Source organism: Thermocladium modestius (assembly GCF_055398215.1).
In genome coordinates this window covers 1,714,234-1,732,561 of record NZ_AP043731.1, presented here as the reverse complement: position 1 = coordinate 1,732,561, position 18,328 = coordinate 1,714,234, and the positions used below count along the sequence as shown (strand labels likewise).

General features: G+C 56.7%; 23 protein-coding genes and 1 tRNA gene. 13 read left to right on the top strand and 11 right to left on the bottom strand.

Translation table 11 applies throughout. From position 1 onward, the window contains the following. The first annotated feature begins 23 nt into the window (after positions 1 to 23). The 3 genes from ACZ5ZS_RS09010 (at position 24) to ACZ5ZS_RS09000 (ending at position 2,269) form a co-directional block, all read left to right on the top strand. A complete protein-coding gene (locus ACZ5ZS_RS09010) occupies positions 24 to 1,232 on the top strand; it encodes a DegT/DnrJ/EryC1/StrS family aminotransferase (RefSeq protein ID WP_188595721.1) in 1,209 nt (402 codons plus the stop codon). Between the two features lie 56 nt (positions 1,233 to 1,288). Then, positions 1,289 to 1,828: a dCTP deaminase gene (gene dcd, locus ACZ5ZS_RS09005; RefSeq protein ID WP_188595720.1), complete on the top strand. Its 540-nt coding sequence runs from the start codon at positions 1,289 to 1,291 to the stop codon at positions 1,826 to 1,828. 63 nt (positions 1,829 to 1,891) lie between these two features. Next, a complete protein-coding gene (locus tag ACZ5ZS_RS09000; protein ID WP_188595719.1) occupies positions 1,892 to 2,269 on the top strand; it encodes an Sjogren's syndrome/scleroderma autoantigen 1 family protein in 378 nt (125 codons plus the stop codon). Positions 2,270 to 2,487: 218 nt separating this feature from the next. Here ACZ5ZS_RS09000 and ACZ5ZS_RS08995 read toward each other — a convergent pair whose 3' ends face one another. From ACZ5ZS_RS08995 to ACZ5ZS_RS08980, 4 genes are read right to left on the bottom strand one after another with little or no spacing between them, the layout of a single operon-like run. Further along, positions 2,488 to 3,288 (bottom strand): hypothetical protein, encoded by an 801-nt coding sequence (locus ACZ5ZS_RS08995; RefSeq protein ID WP_188595718.1) that lies wholly within the window; start codon positions 3,286 to 3,288, stop codon positions 2,488 to 2,490. Continuing rightward, positions 3,288 to 3,941 carry a GTPase gene (locus ACZ5ZS_RS08990; protein ID WP_464858292.1) on the bottom strand — a complete coding sequence of 218 codons (654 nt, stop codon included), beginning with the start codon at positions 3,939 to 3,941 and terminating at the stop codon, positions 3,288 to 3,290. The genes ACZ5ZS_RS08995 and ACZ5ZS_RS08990 overlap by 1 nt, the downstream gene beginning before the upstream one ends. Then, positions 3,923 to 4,081, bottom strand: a complete 159-nt coding sequence (locus ACZ5ZS_RS08985) for a hypothetical protein (RefSeq protein WP_464858290.1) — start codon at positions 4,079 to 4,081, stop codon at positions 3,923 to 3,925. The genes ACZ5ZS_RS08990 and ACZ5ZS_RS08985 overlap by 19 nt, the downstream gene beginning before the upstream one ends. Positions 4,082 to 4,137: 56 nt before the next feature. Next, entirely contained in the window at positions 4,138 to 4,908 is a 771-nt protein-coding gene (locus tag ACZ5ZS_RS08980; protein ID WP_229657619.1) for a DODA-type extradiol aromatic ring-opening family dioxygenase, read from the bottom strand. 205 nt (positions 4,909 to 5,113) lie between these two features. Here ACZ5ZS_RS08980 and pyk point away from each other — a divergent pair, with 205 nt between their 5' ends. Then, positions 5,114 to 6,469, top strand: a complete 1,356-nt coding sequence (gene pyk, locus ACZ5ZS_RS08975; RefSeq protein WP_188595716.1) for a pyruvate kinase — start codon at positions 5,114 to 5,116, stop codon at positions 6,467 to 6,469. On the opposite strand, the gene ACZ5ZS_RS08970 is transcribed toward pyk, so the two are convergent. After that, on the bottom strand, positions 6,456 to 7,547 hold the full coding sequence (locus ACZ5ZS_RS08970; protein WP_229657618.1) for a tryptophan--tRNA ligase: 1,092 nt from the start codon (positions 7,545 to 7,547) through the stop codon (positions 6,456 to 6,458). The genes pyk and ACZ5ZS_RS08970 overlap by 14 nt on opposite strands. 208 nt (positions 7,548 to 7,755) lie before the next feature. Here ACZ5ZS_RS08970 and ACZ5ZS_RS08965 point away from each other — a divergent pair, with 208 nt between their 5' ends. Beyond that, entirely contained in the window at positions 7,756 to 8,310 is a 555-nt protein-coding gene (locus tag ACZ5ZS_RS08965; protein ID WP_188595715.1) for a 50S ribosomal protein L16, read from the top strand. Here ACZ5ZS_RS08965 and ACZ5ZS_RS08960 read toward each other — a convergent pair. Further along, on the bottom strand, positions 8,279 to 8,617 hold the full coding sequence (locus tag ACZ5ZS_RS08960; RefSeq protein ID WP_188595714.1) for a hypothetical protein: 339 nt from the start codon (positions 8,615 to 8,617) through the stop codon (positions 8,279 to 8,281). The two genes, ACZ5ZS_RS08965 and ACZ5ZS_RS08960, sit on opposite strands and share 32 nt — an antisense overlap. Positions 8,618 to 8,890: 273 nt before the next feature. On the opposite strand from ACZ5ZS_RS08960, the gene ACZ5ZS_RS08955 reads away from it, so the two are divergent. From ACZ5ZS_RS08955 to ACZ5ZS_RS08935, 5 genes are all read left to right on the top strand, one after another. Further along, positions 8,891 to 9,268 (top strand): ArsR/SmtB family transcription factor, encoded by a 378-nt coding sequence (locus tag ACZ5ZS_RS08955; RefSeq protein ID WP_188595713.1) that lies wholly within the window; start codon positions 8,891 to 8,893, stop codon positions 9,266 to 9,268. After that, positions 9,259 to 9,546 (top strand): hypothetical protein, encoded by a 288-nt coding sequence (locus ACZ5ZS_RS08950; protein ID WP_188595712.1) that lies wholly within the window; start codon positions 9,259 to 9,261, stop codon positions 9,544 to 9,546. The genes ACZ5ZS_RS08955 and ACZ5ZS_RS08950 overlap by 10 nt, the downstream gene beginning before the upstream one ends. A 194-nt stretch (positions 9,547 to 9,740) precedes the next feature. Beyond that, positions 9,741 to 10,850, top strand: coding sequence for an o-succinylbenzoate synthase (menC, locus tag ACZ5ZS_RS08945; RefSeq protein WP_188595711.1), 1,110 nt, complete (start codon positions 9,741 to 9,743; stop codon positions 10,848 to 10,850). A 203-nt stretch (positions 10,851 to 11,053) separates the two neighbouring features. Then, positions 11,054 to 12,406 (top strand): MFS transporter, encoded by a 1,353-nt coding sequence (locus tag ACZ5ZS_RS08940; RefSeq protein WP_188595710.1) that lies wholly within the window; start codon positions 11,054 to 11,056, stop codon positions 12,404 to 12,406. Between the two features lie 118 nt (positions 12,407 to 12,524). Next, positions 12,525 to 12,598 (top strand) — tRNA-Met (locus ACZ5ZS_RS08935). 49 nt (positions 12,599 to 12,647) lie between these two features. Here ACZ5ZS_RS08935 and ACZ5ZS_RS08930 read toward each other — a convergent pair. Beyond that, positions 12,648 to 13,793, bottom strand: coding sequence for a mandelate racemase/muconate lactonizing enzyme family protein (locus ACZ5ZS_RS08930; RefSeq protein ID WP_188595709.1), 1,146 nt, complete (start codon positions 13,791 to 13,793; stop codon positions 12,648 to 12,650). A gap of 167 nt (positions 13,794 to 13,960) precedes the next feature. Between ACZ5ZS_RS08930 and ACZ5ZS_RS08925 the strand changes: the two genes are divergently transcribed. The 3 genes from ACZ5ZS_RS08925 (at position 13,961) to ACZ5ZS_RS08915 (ending at position 16,138) form a co-directional block, all read left to right on the top strand. Further along, a complete protein-coding gene (locus tag ACZ5ZS_RS08925; protein ID WP_188595708.1) occupies positions 13,961 to 14,620 on the top strand; it encodes a GntR family transcriptional regulator in 660 nt (219 codons plus the stop codon). A gap of 61 nt (positions 14,621 to 14,681) precedes the next feature. Next, positions 14,682 to 14,978 carry a UxaA family hydrolase gene (locus tag ACZ5ZS_RS08920; protein WP_188595707.1) on the top strand — a complete coding sequence of 99 codons (297 nt, stop codon included), beginning with the start codon at positions 14,682 to 14,684 and terminating at the stop codon, positions 14,976 to 14,978. Next, positions 14,975 to 16,138, top strand: a complete 1,164-nt coding sequence (locus ACZ5ZS_RS08915; RefSeq protein ID WP_188595706.1) for a UxaA family hydrolase — start codon at positions 14,975 to 14,977, stop codon at positions 16,136 to 16,138. The genes ACZ5ZS_RS08920 and ACZ5ZS_RS08915 overlap by 4 nt, the downstream gene beginning before the upstream one ends. A 70-nt stretch (positions 16,139 to 16,208) precedes the next feature. Here ACZ5ZS_RS08915 and ACZ5ZS_RS08910 read toward each other — a convergent pair whose 3' ends face one another. From ACZ5ZS_RS08910 to ACZ5ZS_RS08895, 4 genes are all read right to left on the bottom strand, one after another. Next, positions 16,209 to 16,361, bottom strand: a complete 153-nt coding sequence (locus ACZ5ZS_RS08910; protein WP_162508897.1) for a metal-binding protein — start codon at positions 16,359 to 16,361, stop codon at positions 16,209 to 16,211. Positions 16,362 to 16,387: 26 nt separating this feature from the next. Further along, a complete protein-coding gene (locus ACZ5ZS_RS08905) occupies positions 16,388 to 17,269 on the bottom strand; it encodes an NAD(P)-dependent oxidoreductase (RefSeq protein ID WP_188596001.1) in 882 nt (293 codons plus the stop codon). 55 nt (positions 17,270 to 17,324) lie between these two features. Further along, positions 17,325 to 17,657, bottom strand: coding sequence for a divalent-cation tolerance protein CutA (cutA, locus tag ACZ5ZS_RS08900; RefSeq protein WP_188595705.1), 333 nt, complete (start codon positions 17,655 to 17,657; stop codon positions 17,325 to 17,327). 71 nt (positions 17,658 to 17,728) lie between these two features. After that, on the bottom strand, positions 17,729 to 18,301 hold the full coding sequence (locus ACZ5ZS_RS08895; protein WP_188595704.1) for a phosphatase PAP2 family protein: 573 nt from the start codon (positions 18,299 to 18,301) through the stop codon (positions 17,729 to 17,731). Positions 18,302 to 18,328: the final 27 nt, after the last annotated feature.

Genomic DNA, 18,328 nt, shown 5'->3' with positions numbered 1-18,328 from the left:
AGCGTGGAGGGGGTTCATGCATCATGTCGTTGGCAATAAACGGGGGGGAGCCCGTGAGGAGGAACCCCCTCGAGTTCAAGCCCTGGATAGAGGAGGAGGACATAAAATTGGTGGGGGACATAATAAGGAGCGGCAACTTATCCTCGCTTCACGGGGAGTACAATGCCCAGCTGGAGGAGGAGCTGGCCCGCTACTTGGGGGTTAAGCATGCATTCACGGCTAGCAGCGGCACCTCCTCAATTCACCTGGCCCTCAAGGCGGTGGGGGTCGGGCCGGGGGATGAGGTCATAACGACGCCATTCACGTTCGTCGCCACGGCCTCCACGATTCTCCACTCCAACGCCGTGCCCATTTTCGCCGACATAGATAGGGAGACGCTTAATCTAGACCCCAGCAGCGTGGAGTCGGCAATAACTGATAAGACAAAGGCGATACTGGTCGTCCACCTGGCCGGCCACCCGGCCGACATGGATGGATTCACCAAGATAGCCAGGGAGAGGGGGCTGTACGTGATAGAGGACACGGCTCAATCACTGGGCGCGGAGTATGGGGGGGTTAAGGCTGGGGGGTTGGGGCACGCCAGCACCCACAGCTTCTACCCCACCAAGACGATAACGACGGGCGAGGGGGGCGCGGTGGCCACTGGGAGCGATGAGTTGGCGGCCAGGATTAAGTTGTTGAGGAGCCATGGGGAGACGGAGAAGTACCACTACGACGTGCTGGGGTATAATTACAGGTTGACGGAGTTCCAGGCAGCGCTGGGGCTCATGCAGTTGAGGAGGATAGAGAGGATAATAGAGAATAAATCGAAGTTCGCCAGGGCGTTGACGGATGAATTGAGGGAATTGGACGGCGACCTCCTCTACCTACCCCACCCTAGGCCGAGGGTTAGGCACGCGTGGCATATATACCAAATGCTGCTGACGGACAGGGCCGGGATAAACAGGGACAAGCTCGTGGACGCGATAAGGGCGGAGGGGATTAGGGCAGTCACCGTGGCGTACCCAGTCCCGCTTTACAGGACGAAGCTGTTCCAGGAAATGAGCGGGCACGGCCTGGGCTGTCCCTGGTCATGCCCATTCTATGGGAGGAAGGTCCAGTACAAGCCCCTCCCCAACGCCGAGTGGGCCTCGCAGAGGGTCTTCGGGATACTCGTCTCCCCCCACTTCACCGAGTCAGATGCAGTTGACGTGGCGAGGGCCATAAGGAAGACAATAAAGGAGTTGAAGTGATCGGGGGCGCCTCGCGTCATCGTGAAGTTATTAAAGGCCCTCCACGGGCTCTCTCCATGATGCTGTCAGGGGAAGCCATAAACGGCCTAATAAAGTCGGGCGCCCTCTCAATACAGCCCCTCTCCCCCGACACGGTTAGGGAGAACGGGGTTGACCTCAGGGTGGGCAGTCAATACGCGATCTACTCGTTCAACGATCAAGTGATCGACCCGTGCAATCTAGACAACGCGAGGGACCTCTACAGCATAGTGGAGGCCAAGGACGGAAAGATAGTGATCCCGCCCAGGAACTTCGTGCTCCTCACCACGACGGAGTACGTCAAGTTCCCCAACGACGTGATTGGCTTGTGCAACCTTAGGAGCACCGTGGCTAGGTACGGCTTATCCAGTCCTCCCACGGTCATAGACGCCGGATTTGAGGGTAACGTCACGATAGAGATAGTCAATTCAAGCAGCAATTACATAGTGCTGAGGCCAGGCATGAGGTTCCTCCACGTGGTTCTCTCCAGGACGGAGGGGGCGGCCAAGTACTCCGGCAAGTACCTGGGGCAAAGGGGGGTTACTCCCCCCAAGGGTCTCCGCGATGAGTGCAAGTGACGGGGCCGTCTCTCCGCGTCAATGCATGGAAAGATATATTAAGCATGGTGGGGGCGCAGAGCCATGGCGTCGAGCGATCCAGTAATACGTAGGATGGCGGAATTGATGAGGGAAGGCGCCGCGTTGACGCAGTACGCGTGCCCCACGTGTGGGACGCCGCTGCTCAGGTTGAAGAGCGGCAAGTACTACTGCGCCAGGTGCGATAAGGAGGTGGTCCTCGTTAAGAGCGAGGAGGAGGAGCGGTCGGTATCCATAAGGTATGGGCTGGTGGGGGTCCGCGACGTGGTTTACGGTAAGATAATGGCCATATCGAGGACCCTCGAGTCGTCCAGGGAGGTGGATGACGTGGATAGATCGACGGCCGCGCTCATAAATCTCCTCCGCGCGCTTGACCTCCTCAACCATTTAATAGGGGGAGAGCAGGAAAAGCACGCGGATTAGCTTCAGTTCGTGGGTTCCCAATCATTGCTCATCACTTAATGATCGTCATCACGCGGCGCCGGCCGCGGCTTCGCTTAAATGCGTTTCCATGCCAGGGAACGCGTTGGGCACGCAAGGCTTAAATATCGTTGGCGTTGTCCCGAGCATGGTGATGAAGCTTCACCTCACGGATCAATGACGAATCCTTTAAGTCCTGATGAAGGACCGTAAGCGAGGAGTCAACGGGCACACTCCACGCGTACGTTAGATGCAATGCGCGTCTTCAATTCATAAATTACCCTCAACTCATCCATTGATGGATCCAGCCGCGGGGCCTCGTTGGTGCCCAACTCGCTGATCGCCTCTGAGTACCGACTCAAGTCCCTCAACACCCTGCTTGGATCGGCGTAAATCGTTGAGAAATTCCTTGCGCAGCCGATGACGGGGACGGCCGCCATCCTGGTGGACCAGTGAAGCGAGAGCGGCACCCTCAACATGCCCACCTTCAACATGGTGTTGCTCCCTATCGTTACGCCGCCCATGTTATCCCTGAGCACCCTTATCTTCTTGGCGGCCCGCTCAAATGCCTCCCTCGTCGCCTCCACAATCATGCTGGCCACCCCCCTCTCCACCCCGCCGTCCAGCGGCGCGATCACCTTGAATCCATTCATGCCGTCGAAGAACGCCAACGTATTCCTAACCCCGAAGAATGAGAGGGACTCCCTTATTGCCTGGATGGCCAGGTGGAAAACCGTGGATGAGTCCTCGCTCAGCCATAAATTGCTCGTTCCCTTCACGTCGAATACGAACGTATCTATCAATCCATTCCTGGAGACGCTCGTCATGACGTCTATCCAGCCCTCCCGCACCAACTCGAGGAGGGACTCCGCGCTTGTTATATCCACCACCGCGCTCCTGCTGGCCTTGCTAGACCCCCTAACCACCGCGCTCCTCCTCCCAGCGGTGAACCTCACTATCAAAGGCGCGACCGACGCGTAGTACGCCTCCGCGCTTAACCCAGCCCTCACCGCCATCCCCATCACATCACCCCCGGAAGCGTGTAGTACCCTATCTTGCCGTCCACCCAGTCCTTGAGCACGGCCTTGGCCGCCTCATTAATGTTGGGCCTCCCGCCCTTCAACAGGAAGCCCCGCCTCCTGGCCACCGCCTCCAGCACGGCCATGGGGTCGCTCAAGTCCTCCACCCCATACCTATCGCTCAACGCCGTGGAGCCCGCCTCGCGCAGCCTGCGTATCAAGGCGACGGCGCTCACCACGGGGTCCCCGCCGCTCACGTGGGACTCCTCCCCCCTCACAACCTTGGCGGCTGGATCCCTGCTCTCGCCAGGTATAACGCCTGGAGTATCTATCACGGTCAGCCAGGGCCTCGCCTTAACTATCTTCTCCCCCCTGGTCCACCCCGGGACGGGGCTCGTGGGGGCGGCGTACCTACCGCTGAGGTAGTTTATTATCGTTGACTTACCCACGTTGGGGTACCCCACCACCAGCACAGTCACCGGTATCCTGGGCGCGATTCTCTTTATGGTTCTCGTAAGCATCCTGGTGCCCAGCCTATGCTTTGCGCTTATGAATATGGTCGGCGCATCGCGCTCCAGGTACCGCTTCCACCGCAGCATTACATTCATGGGAACCAGGTCCGACTTATTAATCACTATTAGGAGGACCTTGCCCATCCTGCGCACAGCTCCTCTGCGGCGAGGCTCCTCGTGGCCGCGGGGTCCCTGGCGTCCAGTACCTCCATCACCACGTCGCTGGCCTCCATCATCCTGGAAATCCGCCTCCAGCTCTCCCTATTGAATTGGGTGACGGCCATTGAAGTCGAGGTCGCCCCGCTCTATATAAAGTTTCATCGAGGATGAACCCAGCCCCTCACAGGAACTCGGCGGCCAGCATACTTACCCCCGCCCAGGGCGCCTCCTCGCCCAGTATCCTAGCCCTAGCCGTGCCGGCCGCCCCCACCGCCACGTAGAGAGGCTTGAGCGAGCCCTCCGGCTGCGCCTCCATCCACTCCCTAGTGCCGTGGAGCCCCAGCAGTGAATTCAAGTCGCCGGCCTCCAGGGTCTTCCTCAGCAACTCGTCGAACCAGCTTCGCCTGGGCCTCGCGCCCAGGGACATCAAGTCCAGCCTATGCGTTGGGGATCCCGTGCCCAGCACCACGACCCTCTCCTCCCCGACCGACTTGGCAATGGCCCTCCCCATCTCAATGTGGTCCACGAGCGACGCCTCAGCGGATATCGACACGGGCACCGCCCTCACCCCGCTCGGGAACATGTACGAGAGGGGGATCCACGCCCCGTGATCCAGTCCCCACCTCTCATCCCCCCTCACCGCCAGCCCAGCGTCTCTCCCAGCCTCAATTATGCGTCGAGCCAGCTCCGGGTCATTATCGGTCGAGTAGCAGTAGGTGTAAAGCTCGTCGGGGAATCCATAGTAGTCCTGAATGCATGGAAGGCGCTGCTGGGTCTCCACCAGGAACTCCCTCCTCCACGACACGAAGTGGGGGCTTATTACGACCACGGCGTCCGGCCTGAACTCGCCGCTTATCCTCCTCCCTAGATCCCCCAGCAATTGCTTCCATGGATCGTCCTCCACCAATATTGTAGGAGACCCGTGGGATACGAATATGGACTTCACGACCACAACTTCATTGAAGCCGGAGCCATTTAAACGCGTCTCGACCGTTCACTTGAATCGATGCGCGGCCGGAGGCGGGGCTCCAGAGATGGGAGGCTATCAACCGCTCACGGCGAATCACTCCCTCCTCCCTCGCCTTGCCTGGTCTGAACGGGATGGGATTATTCCGGGTCCAATAAAGATTAAAACCGACGGGATTATGGATGCATGCATGCATAAGGTTAAGTTAATGGCGTCAATAGGGCCGGCTACGGATGATGAGGCGGTGTTCCGGGAATTGGCCAAGCACGTGGACGGCGTTAGGGTGAACTTCTCCCACGGCGACCCGGGGGAGTGGCGGCGCAGGGCGGCGATGGCTAGGCGGGCCGGGCTCCCCGTGCTTGGGGACCTGCGAGGCCCGGGGGTCAGGACGGGCGTGCTGCGGCAGGATCTCAGGGTGGCGGCGGGGGACGTGGTTCAATTTAAGTTGGGCACGGAGGGGTCGGGATCAGTGCCCGTCCCCGTTAGGGAGTTCTTCTCCTCCATAGATGTGGGGGATGTGTTGGTCATGAATGACGGCAGGCTCAAGCTAGTGGTGGAGGCCAGGGGAGATGACTGGGCCAGGGCAGTGGCTCAATCGAGCGGCTCCATTGGAAGCAATAAATCAATAGACGTGAAGGGCAAGGATTACCCCCTCCCGGTCCTGGATGACCATGACAAGGCAGCGCTGTCGATAGCGGTGGAGGCGGGGTTCGAATTCGTTGGGGTCAGCCACGTGAGGAGCGGGAGGGATTTGGAGGACGTGCGGAGGGCCTTGAAGGAGCTCGGCGGGAGCGCCAAGCTGATAGCCAAGATGGAAAGCAAGTCAGCCCTGGACAACTTGGATGCCATAATCGACGCCGCCGATTACGTAATGGTAGCGCGGGGGGACTTGGGCATGACGTTTGACCTGGAGGAGGTGCCGGTGATTCAGCAGAGGATAATAGATGAATCGCTGCGGCGGGGGAAGCCGGTCATGGTTGCTACCCAACTGTTGACGTCGATGACCATGAATCCCGTCCCCACCAGGGCCGAGGTGGTGGACATAATGACAGCGGTCAAGCAGGGAGTGGATGCCCTGCTGTTGACCGATGAAACGGCCGTCGGCAAGTACCCAGTGGAGGCCGTCAAGTGGCTGGAGAGGATCGCGGCGAAGTACGAGGAGGAGAGCCCCACGCCCCCGGTTGACCTGGCCCTCTTCGATGAGAGGATGAGGTTCGCGCAGGGAGTCGCCAAGCTGGCCAGCGACATGGGGTCCAAGATAGTGATCTTCACCAAGAGCGGGTTGACCGCGGTGAGGGTGTCCAGGTTCAGGCCTGGAGTGCCCATCCTGGCCGCCACGCCAAGCGAGGAGGTGGCTAGGCAGTTGCGCATGATGTGGGGCGTGGAGGCTATCGTGGTGAAGGCGAGGGATTACGGGGAGGGGTTGGAGGAGGCGTTCTCCAACTTCCTGGGGATGGGCTTGATAACTAGGGGGGAGAACGTCGTGTTGACGTACGGCATGCAGGACAGGGAGGGGGAGCACTTAATAAAGGTCAGGAGAGCTTAGCTGCTATTCTATACTCGCCGATCCTCTCCCTGGCCTTCTCCCTCGCCTCCCTGTGTTGAACCATGAACTTGCTCAGCCTCTCGTGCAGCATTAACTTGCACTCCCCGCATAGGAGCCTGCCTCCCCTGCAGTCATCGTATATCCTCCTCACAGTCTCGTCGCTGTCCTGGAAGAGCAGGTGGTACTTATAGACGGGGCACGCATCGGGGTTACCCCCCAGTCTCCTCTGTTCCTCCACCGTGGCCTGTCCCCCCGTGAAGGCGTTCATTACCTTCCGCCTCACCGCTTTATCGTCGTCCGTGATGTATATCGATGACTCCGGGTTGGACGCGCTCATCTTATCCTCGCCTGTCAAGCCGGGGAGGAACTTGCTGTATATGGTGGCCGGCTTGGGGTAGCCCAGCAGCGGGGCCACGTCGCGGCCTAGCCTGAAGTACGGGTCTTGATCTATGGCGGTCGGTATTAGGACCGGCACCTCGGCCCCGCTTACTCGGGAGGGCAGGAACGCCATGGCTATCTCCAGGGTCGGGAAGAACGCCGCGCCCACGTTAGTGGAGTCGGTGAAACCGAAGGTGTGCTTCAGAGTGGATAGGGTTAAGTGCTTCCCTATCCTCACCGCTATGCCGTATAGCAGCGATATATCCTCCGTATCTATTATCAAGTGGAGGTGCTTCGGGTCGAAGCCCAGCGCTATCAAGTCAAGCGCGTTCTCGTATGCCAACCTGTTCGTGTCCTCCAGCGAGTACCCCTCCTTAACAAGGAACTTCTCGTCATCCGTTAACTCGAAGAAGAACTCCACGCCGAATCTATCCACGAACCACTTAGCCAGCATCCAGGGAATTAGGTGGCCTATGTGAAGGTCCCCGCTTGGGCCGCGGCCCGCGTAGAGGGCCCACCGCCCACCCCCTGCCTGCCGCTCTATTATTTGATTCAGGTCCCTGTGGGCGTAGAAGTAACCGCGCCTCAGCAATGGGTGGACGTCCCCTGCCAGCTCCCTCAACCTGCCCAAGTCCTCATCGGTTATTAATTGAACCCCGAACTCCTTCGCCAGCCTGAGGTAATCCACCTTACCCGTCACGCTCCATGGAGTTACCGAGAAATTACCATTGCCCTCCAGATGGAAATCACTGAAGGCCTTGGAGGGGCATTGCCTTAAAAATTATTCCCCGCCCGCTATCCCGCTCGACCCCGATTCCGGGGGATGGTGATGAGAACGGCGATCGACCTTCGGAGCGGGAGGGGTCAATTAAGTAATCCATATAAACCCGTCCCGAACGCGGTGAGCCATGCCATTAAGACCGGGAAGATGCTATAGGAAGCTGGAGCGGCCCTACACGAGGACCAAGTACATACACGGAGCGCCTTATGCTCAAATACCTAAGTTCGAGATGGGGGCCACGAAGCCCAAGGAGAGGGAGAGGTTCACCCACGTGGTTGCCCTCTTCCCCCTAGCCTCCGGCCAGATAAGGGTTAACTCGCTGGAGGCGGCTAGGCAGATGGCGTATAAGTACCTCTCCGCTACTTTGACTGATCAGAACTTCTACTTGAAGCTGAACAAGTACCCCCACCATGTGATCAGGGAGAACAAGATGTTAGCCATGGCTGGAGCCGATCGTCTACAGGAGGGGATGAGGCAATCATTTGGAGTGCCCACGGGTAGGGCGGTCCAGATAAAGAGGGGCGACGTGCTCTTCTACGTGGAGGTCGAGGAGAAGAACGTGAACCACGCCAAGATAGCCTTGAAGAGAGCAATGTCCAAGCTAGCCATAACTTGCCGCATGGTTACAGCCAAGAAGGGAGAGCCCCTGCTCATCCTAGGCAGAGAAGAATCCCTCGCGTGACGTAGGCCACCTGCCTTACAACCTCGCCGGTGGAGTATCCCCTCCTCATCACGTCCACGCTCACCCAGAGGGTGACTTCATCATCCCCGTTTGACTTCACCATGACTCTCCCAAACCTGGACTCGCTCATCTTCCCCTCATCCTCCTCCCGCAGGCCCAGGTACCTCAACAGGTACGGGACGGCGCGCCCAACGCCGCGGCCTCGGTACTCGCAGGGCACGTAATTCAAGCCGTTCATGGAGTAATTGCCGTAATTCATGTCGCACCGCACGTTCAAATCATCCGCCTCGAATTGCAGCACGCTCATGCGCGGGGGATTCCATGCTTCTCTATAAAGCTTTATGGTCATTGGACCCGCAGGCCGCCCAAGGGAGCGGGGGGCAATGTTTTGGATGGGCGATCGATGAAGGTTAACGCCGATGGCGTCTACTGATTTTTTAAATTAACTTGTTAAAGAAAAACAAATAATTCATGGTAAAATTACGTGAATGCTTCCCCGAAATTATGGGGAACTAGTGTTCATATTTTGCTCAACTCAACGCAAAGATTAAATAGTATTTACGTTTATTCATCTACCACAATGTCGTTTAACAGCATATTTAATACCAAGACGGATGCGGTGGGGCAAGCCATCTCCTCGCCCAGCTCCGGTGAGGAGAGGGAGGCCTACGTCAATCTTTATTGGCTGTTGGGGGGCTCCAAGGGCGGTCCAACGAGGCTGAGGATATTAATAGAGATAAAGAGGAACCCCATGAACCCCAACCAAATATCAAAGCTGCTGGGCCTGGGCTATAAGACTGTGATGTATCACTTGAACATACTTGAGAAGAGCGGATTGATCAAGAGGCTGGGCAATAAGTATGGATCCCCGTACTACACGACTGAGGTCGTTGACGCCAATTGGGCCAAAATTATTAAATTGGCGGGAAAGCTTGGAATAGACGCTGGATGGGATTAATAGATCTGGCAGTGGACACGGTCCTAATAGGCTGCCAAGCAATAATGTCGGGCCTGATAGTTAGGAACTACTTCCACATATTCAAGCTAAAGGCCCCATTAAGCTTCGCCTTAGCCGCTCTCTCGCTAATACTGCTCGCGCACAGCATCACCATGTTCGTGTTGGAGGCCGAATTGTCCGGCTCCCTGGCCACGAGGGTGGTGGACCTCCCCTTCCTGGTCCTATGCGTTCTAGACCTAATTGGTATATGCATAATATACTACGTGTCCAGAATTTGAGGCTCTCCCCGCTCCCGTCGAGGTGATCCCGCAACGCAAGCACCTCCACGGCAATATCTCCAATCAATGCCCCGTTCTTCCAATTCCCGTAGGGCCTTAAGGATGGCGGAGAGGGAGGGATGAGCCTCGCCCGGCAGGGCGGGGAGCGGGGGTAGGCTTGGGAATACATATAAGTCGGAAATTCCATCAGGCTTATGCGGCTGCGTAGGATTGAGCTTTATCACGTGGCGATGAGGCTTAAATCAAGGTTCGAGACCAGCTTCGGCGCGTCCGTGGATAGGCATGGGATTCTGGTCAAGGCGTCCTTCGATGGGGGATTGGAGGGGTGGGGGGAGGTGACTGCTGATGAGGGGCCGTGGTACAGCTATGAGACGGTCGGCACGGCGTGGCTGGCATTGACGGAGTACATGCCTCCCATCCTCAGTAAGGCAGAGGTAACGGAGCCCCGCTCGTTTATTGATCTCCTGAATAGAGTGAGGGGGCATAATATGGCGAAGGCCGGCATCGAGGAAGCGGTGTGGGATGCCTACGCCAAGTCGCTGGGCAAGCCGCTCTATGAATTGCTGGGTGGGGTTAGGGATAGAATAGTGAGCGGCGTATCGGTTGGCATACAGGACAGCGTTGATGAGCTCCTCAAGGTGATAGGGTCGTATCTTGAGGCGGGGTATAGGCGAATTAAGATAAAGATAAAGCCGGGCTGGGACTTGGCTGTGGTGAGGCGAGTCAGGCGGGAGTATCCGGACGTGCCGCTTCAGGTCGACGCGAATGCGGCCTACTCCTTAAGCGATGCGGCTACCTTCAGGGAAATGGATGACTTGGGTCTCCTCTTGATAGAGCAGCCGCTCGATTATGATGACTTGGTGGATCACGCTAAGCTACAGAGGGAGCTGAGGACGCCGGTTTGCCTGGATGAATCCATAAAGACGCCGGCGGACGCGAGGAGGGCCTTCGAGCTGGGTTCCTGTAGGGTGATAAACATAAAGCCGGGCAGGGTTGGCGGGGTAACGAATAGCGTGGCCATACATGACTTCTGCAGGCTTGCCGGCATGCCCGTCTGGATAGGGGGGATGCTGGAGACTGGGGTCGGCCGCGGCGTTCAGGTTGCGCTGGCTACCCTCCCCAACGTGAAGCTGCCCAACGACATAAGCGCGAGCGATAGGTATTACGAGGAGGATGTAACGGAGCCCTGGGTCCTCAACAGGGACGGCACGATAAGCGTCAGGAAATCGCCCGGAATAGGGGTGGAGCCCATAGAGGAGAGGCTGGTCAAGCACGTGGTTAAGCACGTATCGATAGAGCTGTGATTGCTCCGGGAAGCGGGGCAGTAAGGACTGGCTTTTTACTCTCCTCCTAGGTGCTGGCTTCAATAGCCTTGGTTGACTTGTTGATGGGCCTTCGTTAATGAGTCTCATTTAATTATTTATTTAAATATTTACACGTATTACGTGCGGAACCTGCAACATTATTTAAAGAAAAGTATTTAAATGCAGAGGGAGAGGCAATATTCATGGGTGGCAGCGACATAGCGGGCGATTCCCCCAAGGGCGAGGGAAGCAATTCGCGCGCATCCAATACCAATACTGGAAACGTGGCTAGGGGTTCCGGTAAAAGCGAGCTGGCTCCCGCTAAGTTTCCCTGGGGAGCCATAATAGCATTGGCAATGGGCATGCTGGTCTACGGCGTGGCCGAGAGTTACGGACCTGTGGCGGCCATAAGCGGCGTGATACCGTCGAGCTACGCCTTCCTGGGCCTCAGCCTTCCATACGTGGCCGGGGGCTTCGGCGCCCTTCTCTCCGGCTACTTGACGGACGCCGTGGGGAGGCGGAATTCCTTCATGTTGACGGCGGCAATGATACTGGCCGGCATAATAATATACGTGTTGGCCGGCACCAACGTTGCGGCCCTGGTGGTATCGTTTATTTTAATAGGAATGGCTGCCATAGGGCTCGAGACGCCTATCCTCTCCATAATAGCGGAAACGGTGCCCGCCAAGTGGCGTGGAAACATGGAGGTGATAGTCCAAAACTTCGGCAATTTAGGCGTCGCGATAGTGTTCATACCCCTCCTGCTTGGCTTCAGCGCGGCGCAGACGGAGGTAGCAATAGCGCTGCTGTTCCTGGCCCCGCTAGCCGCGCTGGTAATGGGTTACTTCATGGTAGAGGAAACCCTACCGTGGAGGGCGGCGACCGGCAAGGCAAACATAGATGCAGTGAATGCTTGGAAGGCCGTGGATGGAGACGCGGAACCGGTGGCGCCTACCATGAGCCTGCCCCTCAGATTCCTAATAATAACCCTAATAGGGATTGTACAGGACGTCGCGTTCGTCTACATAACGTACGACCTAGGATTCCTCTACTTCTCCAGCAGCCTGGCCAGCGAGATACCATTGATTGGAGGATTGATAATGGTGGCGGTCGGGATAGCCTTTGGGCTGGCCGCGGTCCACAAGGCATCTAGAAAAGCCGTATCGCTCGCCTCATACGGGGCCCTCGCCGCTCTATGGGCGGTTCTCTGGGCCTATGAAGCCATAACTAGGGATGTTGCAAGCAACACTCTGCTCTTCCTCACCGCGTTGCTGTTCATACCGGTGGAGACGACTTGGGGAGTCAGGGCAATGCTGGAGCCGGAGATGTTCCCAACCCAGAAGAGGGGGAAGTACGTGTCCTACGCGAGGACATTGGTTTGGATAATAGCCGGAACAATCACTGGGCTGCTCTCCGTCTACGTAATGTCATTCAACGCGGAAGCGGCCATCGTGATGGCCATATTCCTGGTCGGGCTCGCCATGACAATGCTGTGGTATTTCAAGGGATTCGAGACAGGCAAGAAGAGCCTGGTAGGGCACGACGTAACTCAATGATAGTTGGGCCTCCAAGTCCTCATTAAAACAATCTCCTCTCCCCTCAAATGCCTCGCTTCTCCGATCGAGTCGGGCAGGGGGTAAAATTAAAAAACGTTGAAATCTACGGTAGGGAAGAGGGCCCGTGGCTTAGCCAGGTGGAGCGGCCGGCTCATAACCGGTAGGCCCCGGGTTCAAATCCCGGCGGGCCCATCATTCTAACGGAGTAACATCATCGATTGGCTCGGGGCATAGCGGGGCCTCAATGAAAGAGGAGGGGCGAGTACTTCCGCTCGTACTTATATTTAGTCAATGCATCCTCCATGACCCCCAGCCCAACCCCGCCTCGGCCAAGCAGGGGAGCCACGTCCACCTCCCCGTTCCTGACCTCCAGGTTACCATCGTATAATTCGTTCAGCCAAGCCAGGGGCCACTCCACGGTGGTTACCTCGCTCACGGCTGACGCCACGTGAAGCGTGAATGCATGGGCCAGCACGGATCTGTGAGGCCTATGATGGGGAGCGATGTACTTGCCCAAATCCTTTATTCCCCTCACCACAGCGAAGAACCTGGCCACTCCCCCCACCTTAGATATATCCGGTTGGATGTAGGAAACCCCCGCCTCGGCCAACTCCTTGAACTCGTTCACGTAGTACTCATTCTCTCCAGCGGCGATCGGCACGGGCGATTCCCTGGCCACAGCGCGCAGTGAATCCTTGTCGTTGGGAGGCCAGGTTGGCTCCTCGACCCAGCGGGGCTCATACCCGTGAATCTCGTTCAGGAACTTAATTGCCTTACCGGGCGAGTTGAATGCGGCGTTTAGGTCAAGGGCGATGGCCACGTCGCTGCCGAACTTCCCCCTTATGGCCTTAACGGCATCCAGCGATTCATCTGGACGTTGATGTAGCTTAACCATAGTGAACCCCCTTTCCACGGCCTTCCCAACAGCCTTAATTATCTGGTCCACGTTAGAGTAGCGGGGAAAGCTGGCATACACTGGTATCCTGGTCCTAGTCCTGCCTCCCAGCATATCCGACACGGGCCTTCCCAATTGCTTGCCCAAGGCGTCCCAAAGGGCCATCTCCAATCCCCCCATCGCGCCGGTCACTATGCCGCACAGGCCGCCTGTGAACAATAACTTCTCCAGCTCATTGGTTAACGCCACTATGTCCTCTACGCCCTCAATGTTCTTCCCCACGGTGGCCGGCACTACCACGTCGTTCAAGACACCCATGTACGCATCCACTACGCCGCTGCCGTAGACGAGGACCTCTCCCCAGCCCACTGAATCCCCAAGCTCCACTTTGACGTATAATTGAACCCCCCATGAATCTCGAAACACCGTGGGCGGGTCATCTATGAATGGAATGGATAGTGGAAATGCCGTGATTCCCTTTATTGGCGGCATGCATTATTAAAGCCGGCGTCAATATTTAAATATCATTGGTTATTAATATCGCTGCATCCTTAAGCGGATGATTTAGCGGCTCAAATGCCTCGCTGGCCTAACATATCGGCTTTGTCCAGTTAATTAAGTCTAGAATAGTATAAAAAGGCCCATACATATTCTACTCGATGCCGTCGTTATCCGAAAAAGTGTACAAGGAATTGTTAAGCAACATAGTGGCCGGCAAGTTCAGGCTAGGGGAGTCCCTGCGAGAGGATACTCTGGCCTCCATGCTGAACGTCAGCAGGACCCCCGTTAGGGAGGCGCTGGCCAGGCTGGAGCGGGATGGGTTGGTGGTAAAAAAGGGTAAGTCATACACCATAATACCGCTGACGAGGGACGATGTATTACAACTATACGAGGTGAGGAAACCCCTTGAGGCACTGGCGGCTGAGCTGGCGGCCCGCCGCATAACCGATGATCAAGCAAGGGAGCTCCAAAATCTTGCGAATAGGATGAAAGAAGAAGCGGCCAAGCAAGATCCGGATCCAGTGTTGCTGGCCGATCTTAACGGGAAAATACACAATTCGATAGCTAACATAGGCGGGAATAAATACTTGGCTGAGTTCCTCAACGAAATACGGCTTAAGTTGATGATAGTCAGAGTGACGCTGTTCACAACATATGGCCGGCGAATCGAGGAGGTCATGGAGCACTCCGCCATAATAGACGCCGTGGTATCGAGGGATGCCAAGCTGGCCAGGGATAAAATGGAGATTCACATGAGTAATGTCGTAAAGGACGTGGAAAGCAAAATACTGCCCCTCCTATTCCCGTCGCGGATGTGATTTAATCGGTGCATTTTTTGTATACAAAAAAGTATATAAATATCAATTCAAGGAAGCAGCAATGACTGTCAAATTCGTGATACATAATAGGGCCGACAATGTGGGGGTCGCCATAGATGATATAAGGGAGGGCGAGGAAGCCGCTGGGGTCTATATAGAGAACAGGGAAAGCGGGCCAGTCGTGAAGGCATTAAACGACGTGCCCCTGGGCCACAAGATAGCGTTGACCGACATAAAGATGGGAAGCAAGGTGATAAAGTATGGACGAACCATAGGCGCGGCTACCAGGGATATAAGGGCTGGGGAGCACGTGCACGTCCATAACATTAAGTCCCTCAGGTGGGGTGGCTCTAAATGAGCGGCATCAAGGTGAAGGCATACGTTAGGCCAGATGGATCCCTGGGGGTCAGGAATTACGTTGCTGTGATACCGGTTGACGACTTATCCAACACGGCCGCGGTTGGAGTGTCAAGGCTCATTCGAGGCGCCGTCGCGATACCCCACCCATACGGTAGGCTCCAGTTCGGCAAGGACCTTGATCTCTTATTCCACGTGCTCAGCGGGACCGGCGCGAATCCCAACGTGTACGGCGCCATAGTGATCGGCATTGAGGATAACTGGGCCAATAAGGTCGCTGATGGCATAGCTAGGACCGGGAAACCAGTCTATGCATTCCCGGTGGAGGGAAACGGCGATCTCAGGACAATTGAATTGGCCTCCCGGAAGGCGAAGGAGTTGGTCCAGGAGGCAAGCGAGCAGCAGAGGACAGAGGTGGACTTGACGGGCTTTAACTTCAGCATAAAGTGCGGCGAGTCCGACACCACGTCTGGCCTTGCCTCCAACCCGGCCACGGGCTACGCAGTAGATGAATTGGTGGATTTAGGCAACACAGTCATGTTCGGCGAGACGAGCGAGTTGACGGGCGCGGAGGACATAGTTGCCGAGAAGATAAGGGATCCATTGCTTAGGGAGAAGTTCTGGAGGATCTATAGGGAGTACACGGGAGTCATTGAGGGGCAGGGCGTTGACTTGCTCGGCTCGCAGCCGACTGAGGGCAATATTAAGGGTGGCCTCTCCACTATTGAGGAGAAGGCCCTCGGCAATATTCAGAAGCTCGGCACCAAGCCCGTATCGTGTGTACTGGATTACCTGGATGAACTGCCTAAGGGAGGAGGCAAGCTCTGCTTCGTGAACACATCATCCGCGGCAGCCGAGGCAGTCACGCTGTTCGCCGCCAAGGGTTCCATACTCCACTTATTCACTACGGGGCAAGGCAACGTGGTTGGCCACCCATTGATTCCCGTCATAAAGATATCGGCGAACCCCAAGACGGTCAAGGCGATGGGGGAGCACATAGATGTGGATGTCTCCGACCTACTCCAGTTGAAGGCGGACCTAAGGGAGGCCGGCGAGAGGATATTCCAACACGCCATCAAGACCATTAATGGGAGACTAACCGCCGCCGAGGTGCTTCAACACGACGAGTTCTCCCCCATTAAGCTATACATAAGCGCGTGATGCCTTTACAAAAAGATGGTAATCGCTCCTTTAGGGAAGAAGAAGGAGATCCGTTTTATTGGGATTGATTTCATGCATTAGCCTTGGCTAGCACAGGGCACCCAGTGCCATCGTTAGAGCAGTACTGTTGATAGTACTTGGCCCGCACGGCTCGCCACTCCTCCGGCGGAAGAAAGGCACATCTATCTCCATCAACGGTATGCACGTAGAACGCGCACTTCATGTTATAGCCCGGGGAATCCCCTTTAATTAATGTATCGAGGAGCCCGACAGATCCTCGTACACCTTTATTAAGGCCTGGGTACCCTTATCGCCGAGCCCCTTTGCCACGAGGGACTCGTATAGTTGAAGCAGTATGCTGGAGCCCGGAAGCGGCGCATGTATCCTGCTTGCCAAATCCATGACGTACCGCAGATCCTTCCTTAAGTGCGCCGCCTTGAAGCCCGGCTCCAGGTCTCCCTTCATTATCTTGGGCAGGTAGTATTGAACCGTGAATGAATTCGCGGCTCCCGAGCTCAACACCGTTAAGAGCGCCTCATCGCTGACGCCGGCGCCTCGGGCAAGCGTGAGGGCCTCGGCCACCGCCATCATATCGATCCCAACCACTATCTGATTGCACAGCTTAAGCAATTGGCCTGACCCAACGTCGCCGCCGTACACTATCACCTTACCCATGGCCTCCAGCACGGGCCTCACGGCCTCAAACGTCTCCCGCCTCCCTCCCACCATTATTGTGAGGGTGCCCTCCCGAGCGCCCTTATCACCGCCCGTCACGGGGGCGTCCAGGAACTCGATGCCAGCCTTAGCCAAGCGGGCCGCGAATGACTTGGCGTGCTCCGGCGAATTGGTGCTCATATCAATGAATACCAATCCCTCCCGAGCGCCCTCCACGACTCCCCCAGGGCCGAACAGTATAGCCTCTACATCGGGGGCATCAGTTACCATTCCTATCACCACGTCGGATGACCGCGCCACCTCGCTTGGGGATGATGCTATGGAGACCCCCATCTCTGCCAGCGGCTCTGCCTTGCTTTTGGTCCTGTTATAGACGGTTAAGGGAAAGCCCTTCCTGGCTATGTTGGTAGCCATGGGTGAACCCATTATTCCCAACCCTATGAAGCCGACCCTCAACATTATGAGCCACACGCCTCCCCACTTAATTAATTTGCCTCAATCGACGATGGATCTATTGCTCGGCCCCTCCCTTCCCGTACACGCTTTCCTCGATCCATCTAAGGTAATCCTCATTGCCCGCTATTATGGGCATGGCTATTATTTCGGGAACCTCGTATGGGTGCAACTCCTTTACCCGCCTCACCAAGCGATCCAGGGCCGGCCTCGTCGTCTTTATTATTAATAGGGCCTCCTCGTCCTCCTCCACATTGCCCTTCCATCTATATATGCTCCTAATCCCCCTCACCACGTTAACGCAGGCAGCCAATCCCTCCTCGACCAGGACCCGCCCAATCCTGATCCCTTGATCCTCGGGCGCAGTCACGTTGACCAACACGTAATCCATGGTAGGCAGGCAGCGGTCGACGTTTTAACTTTTGAGGAGGTCAACGGGCGCGGTGACTTATTGCTTCCCGCTCATAGTGGGAGCGGAAGTCCGAGCACCGCGCGGTACATGATTAATCCAATCCTCCAGGAGATCACGCCTATCAATAAACCCCCCACGCAATCGCTTGGGTAGTGGGCCAGCAGAAGCACGCGGGAGGCGGATACCAGGACGGCCTCGGCGATTAGGGGCAGAGATAATTGGGGTCCAAGGAGGGAGAGGGCAAGCAGCGATGCGCCCCACACCACTGAGCAGTGATTGCTTGGAAACGATGAACCGCTGGCCGTGACTGCATTTAGGGGCATCCTCTCGTAGGGCCTCTGCCTCTTCACTACCTCCTTGACTGCCCTCCCGATGATTATTGATGTCAATATGGAGAGCGCGATGGAGATCGCCATCGCCATCCTGCCCAACGCCGCTATTGCTATGACGACGGCCGACCAGAAGGGCAATCTGCCGTACTTGGTGAGCACAATCATTGCTTGCCTAGTCCAATTCCCGCCCACGCCCGCCGCCCAGGCCATGACTGGGTCCTCCAGCTTGCCGTACCGCGTCACAGCCATGGATAGCGCCGCGAGGACGGCGGACGCCATTATTATGATCATTCATGCTCAATCCATTCCCCCATTTTT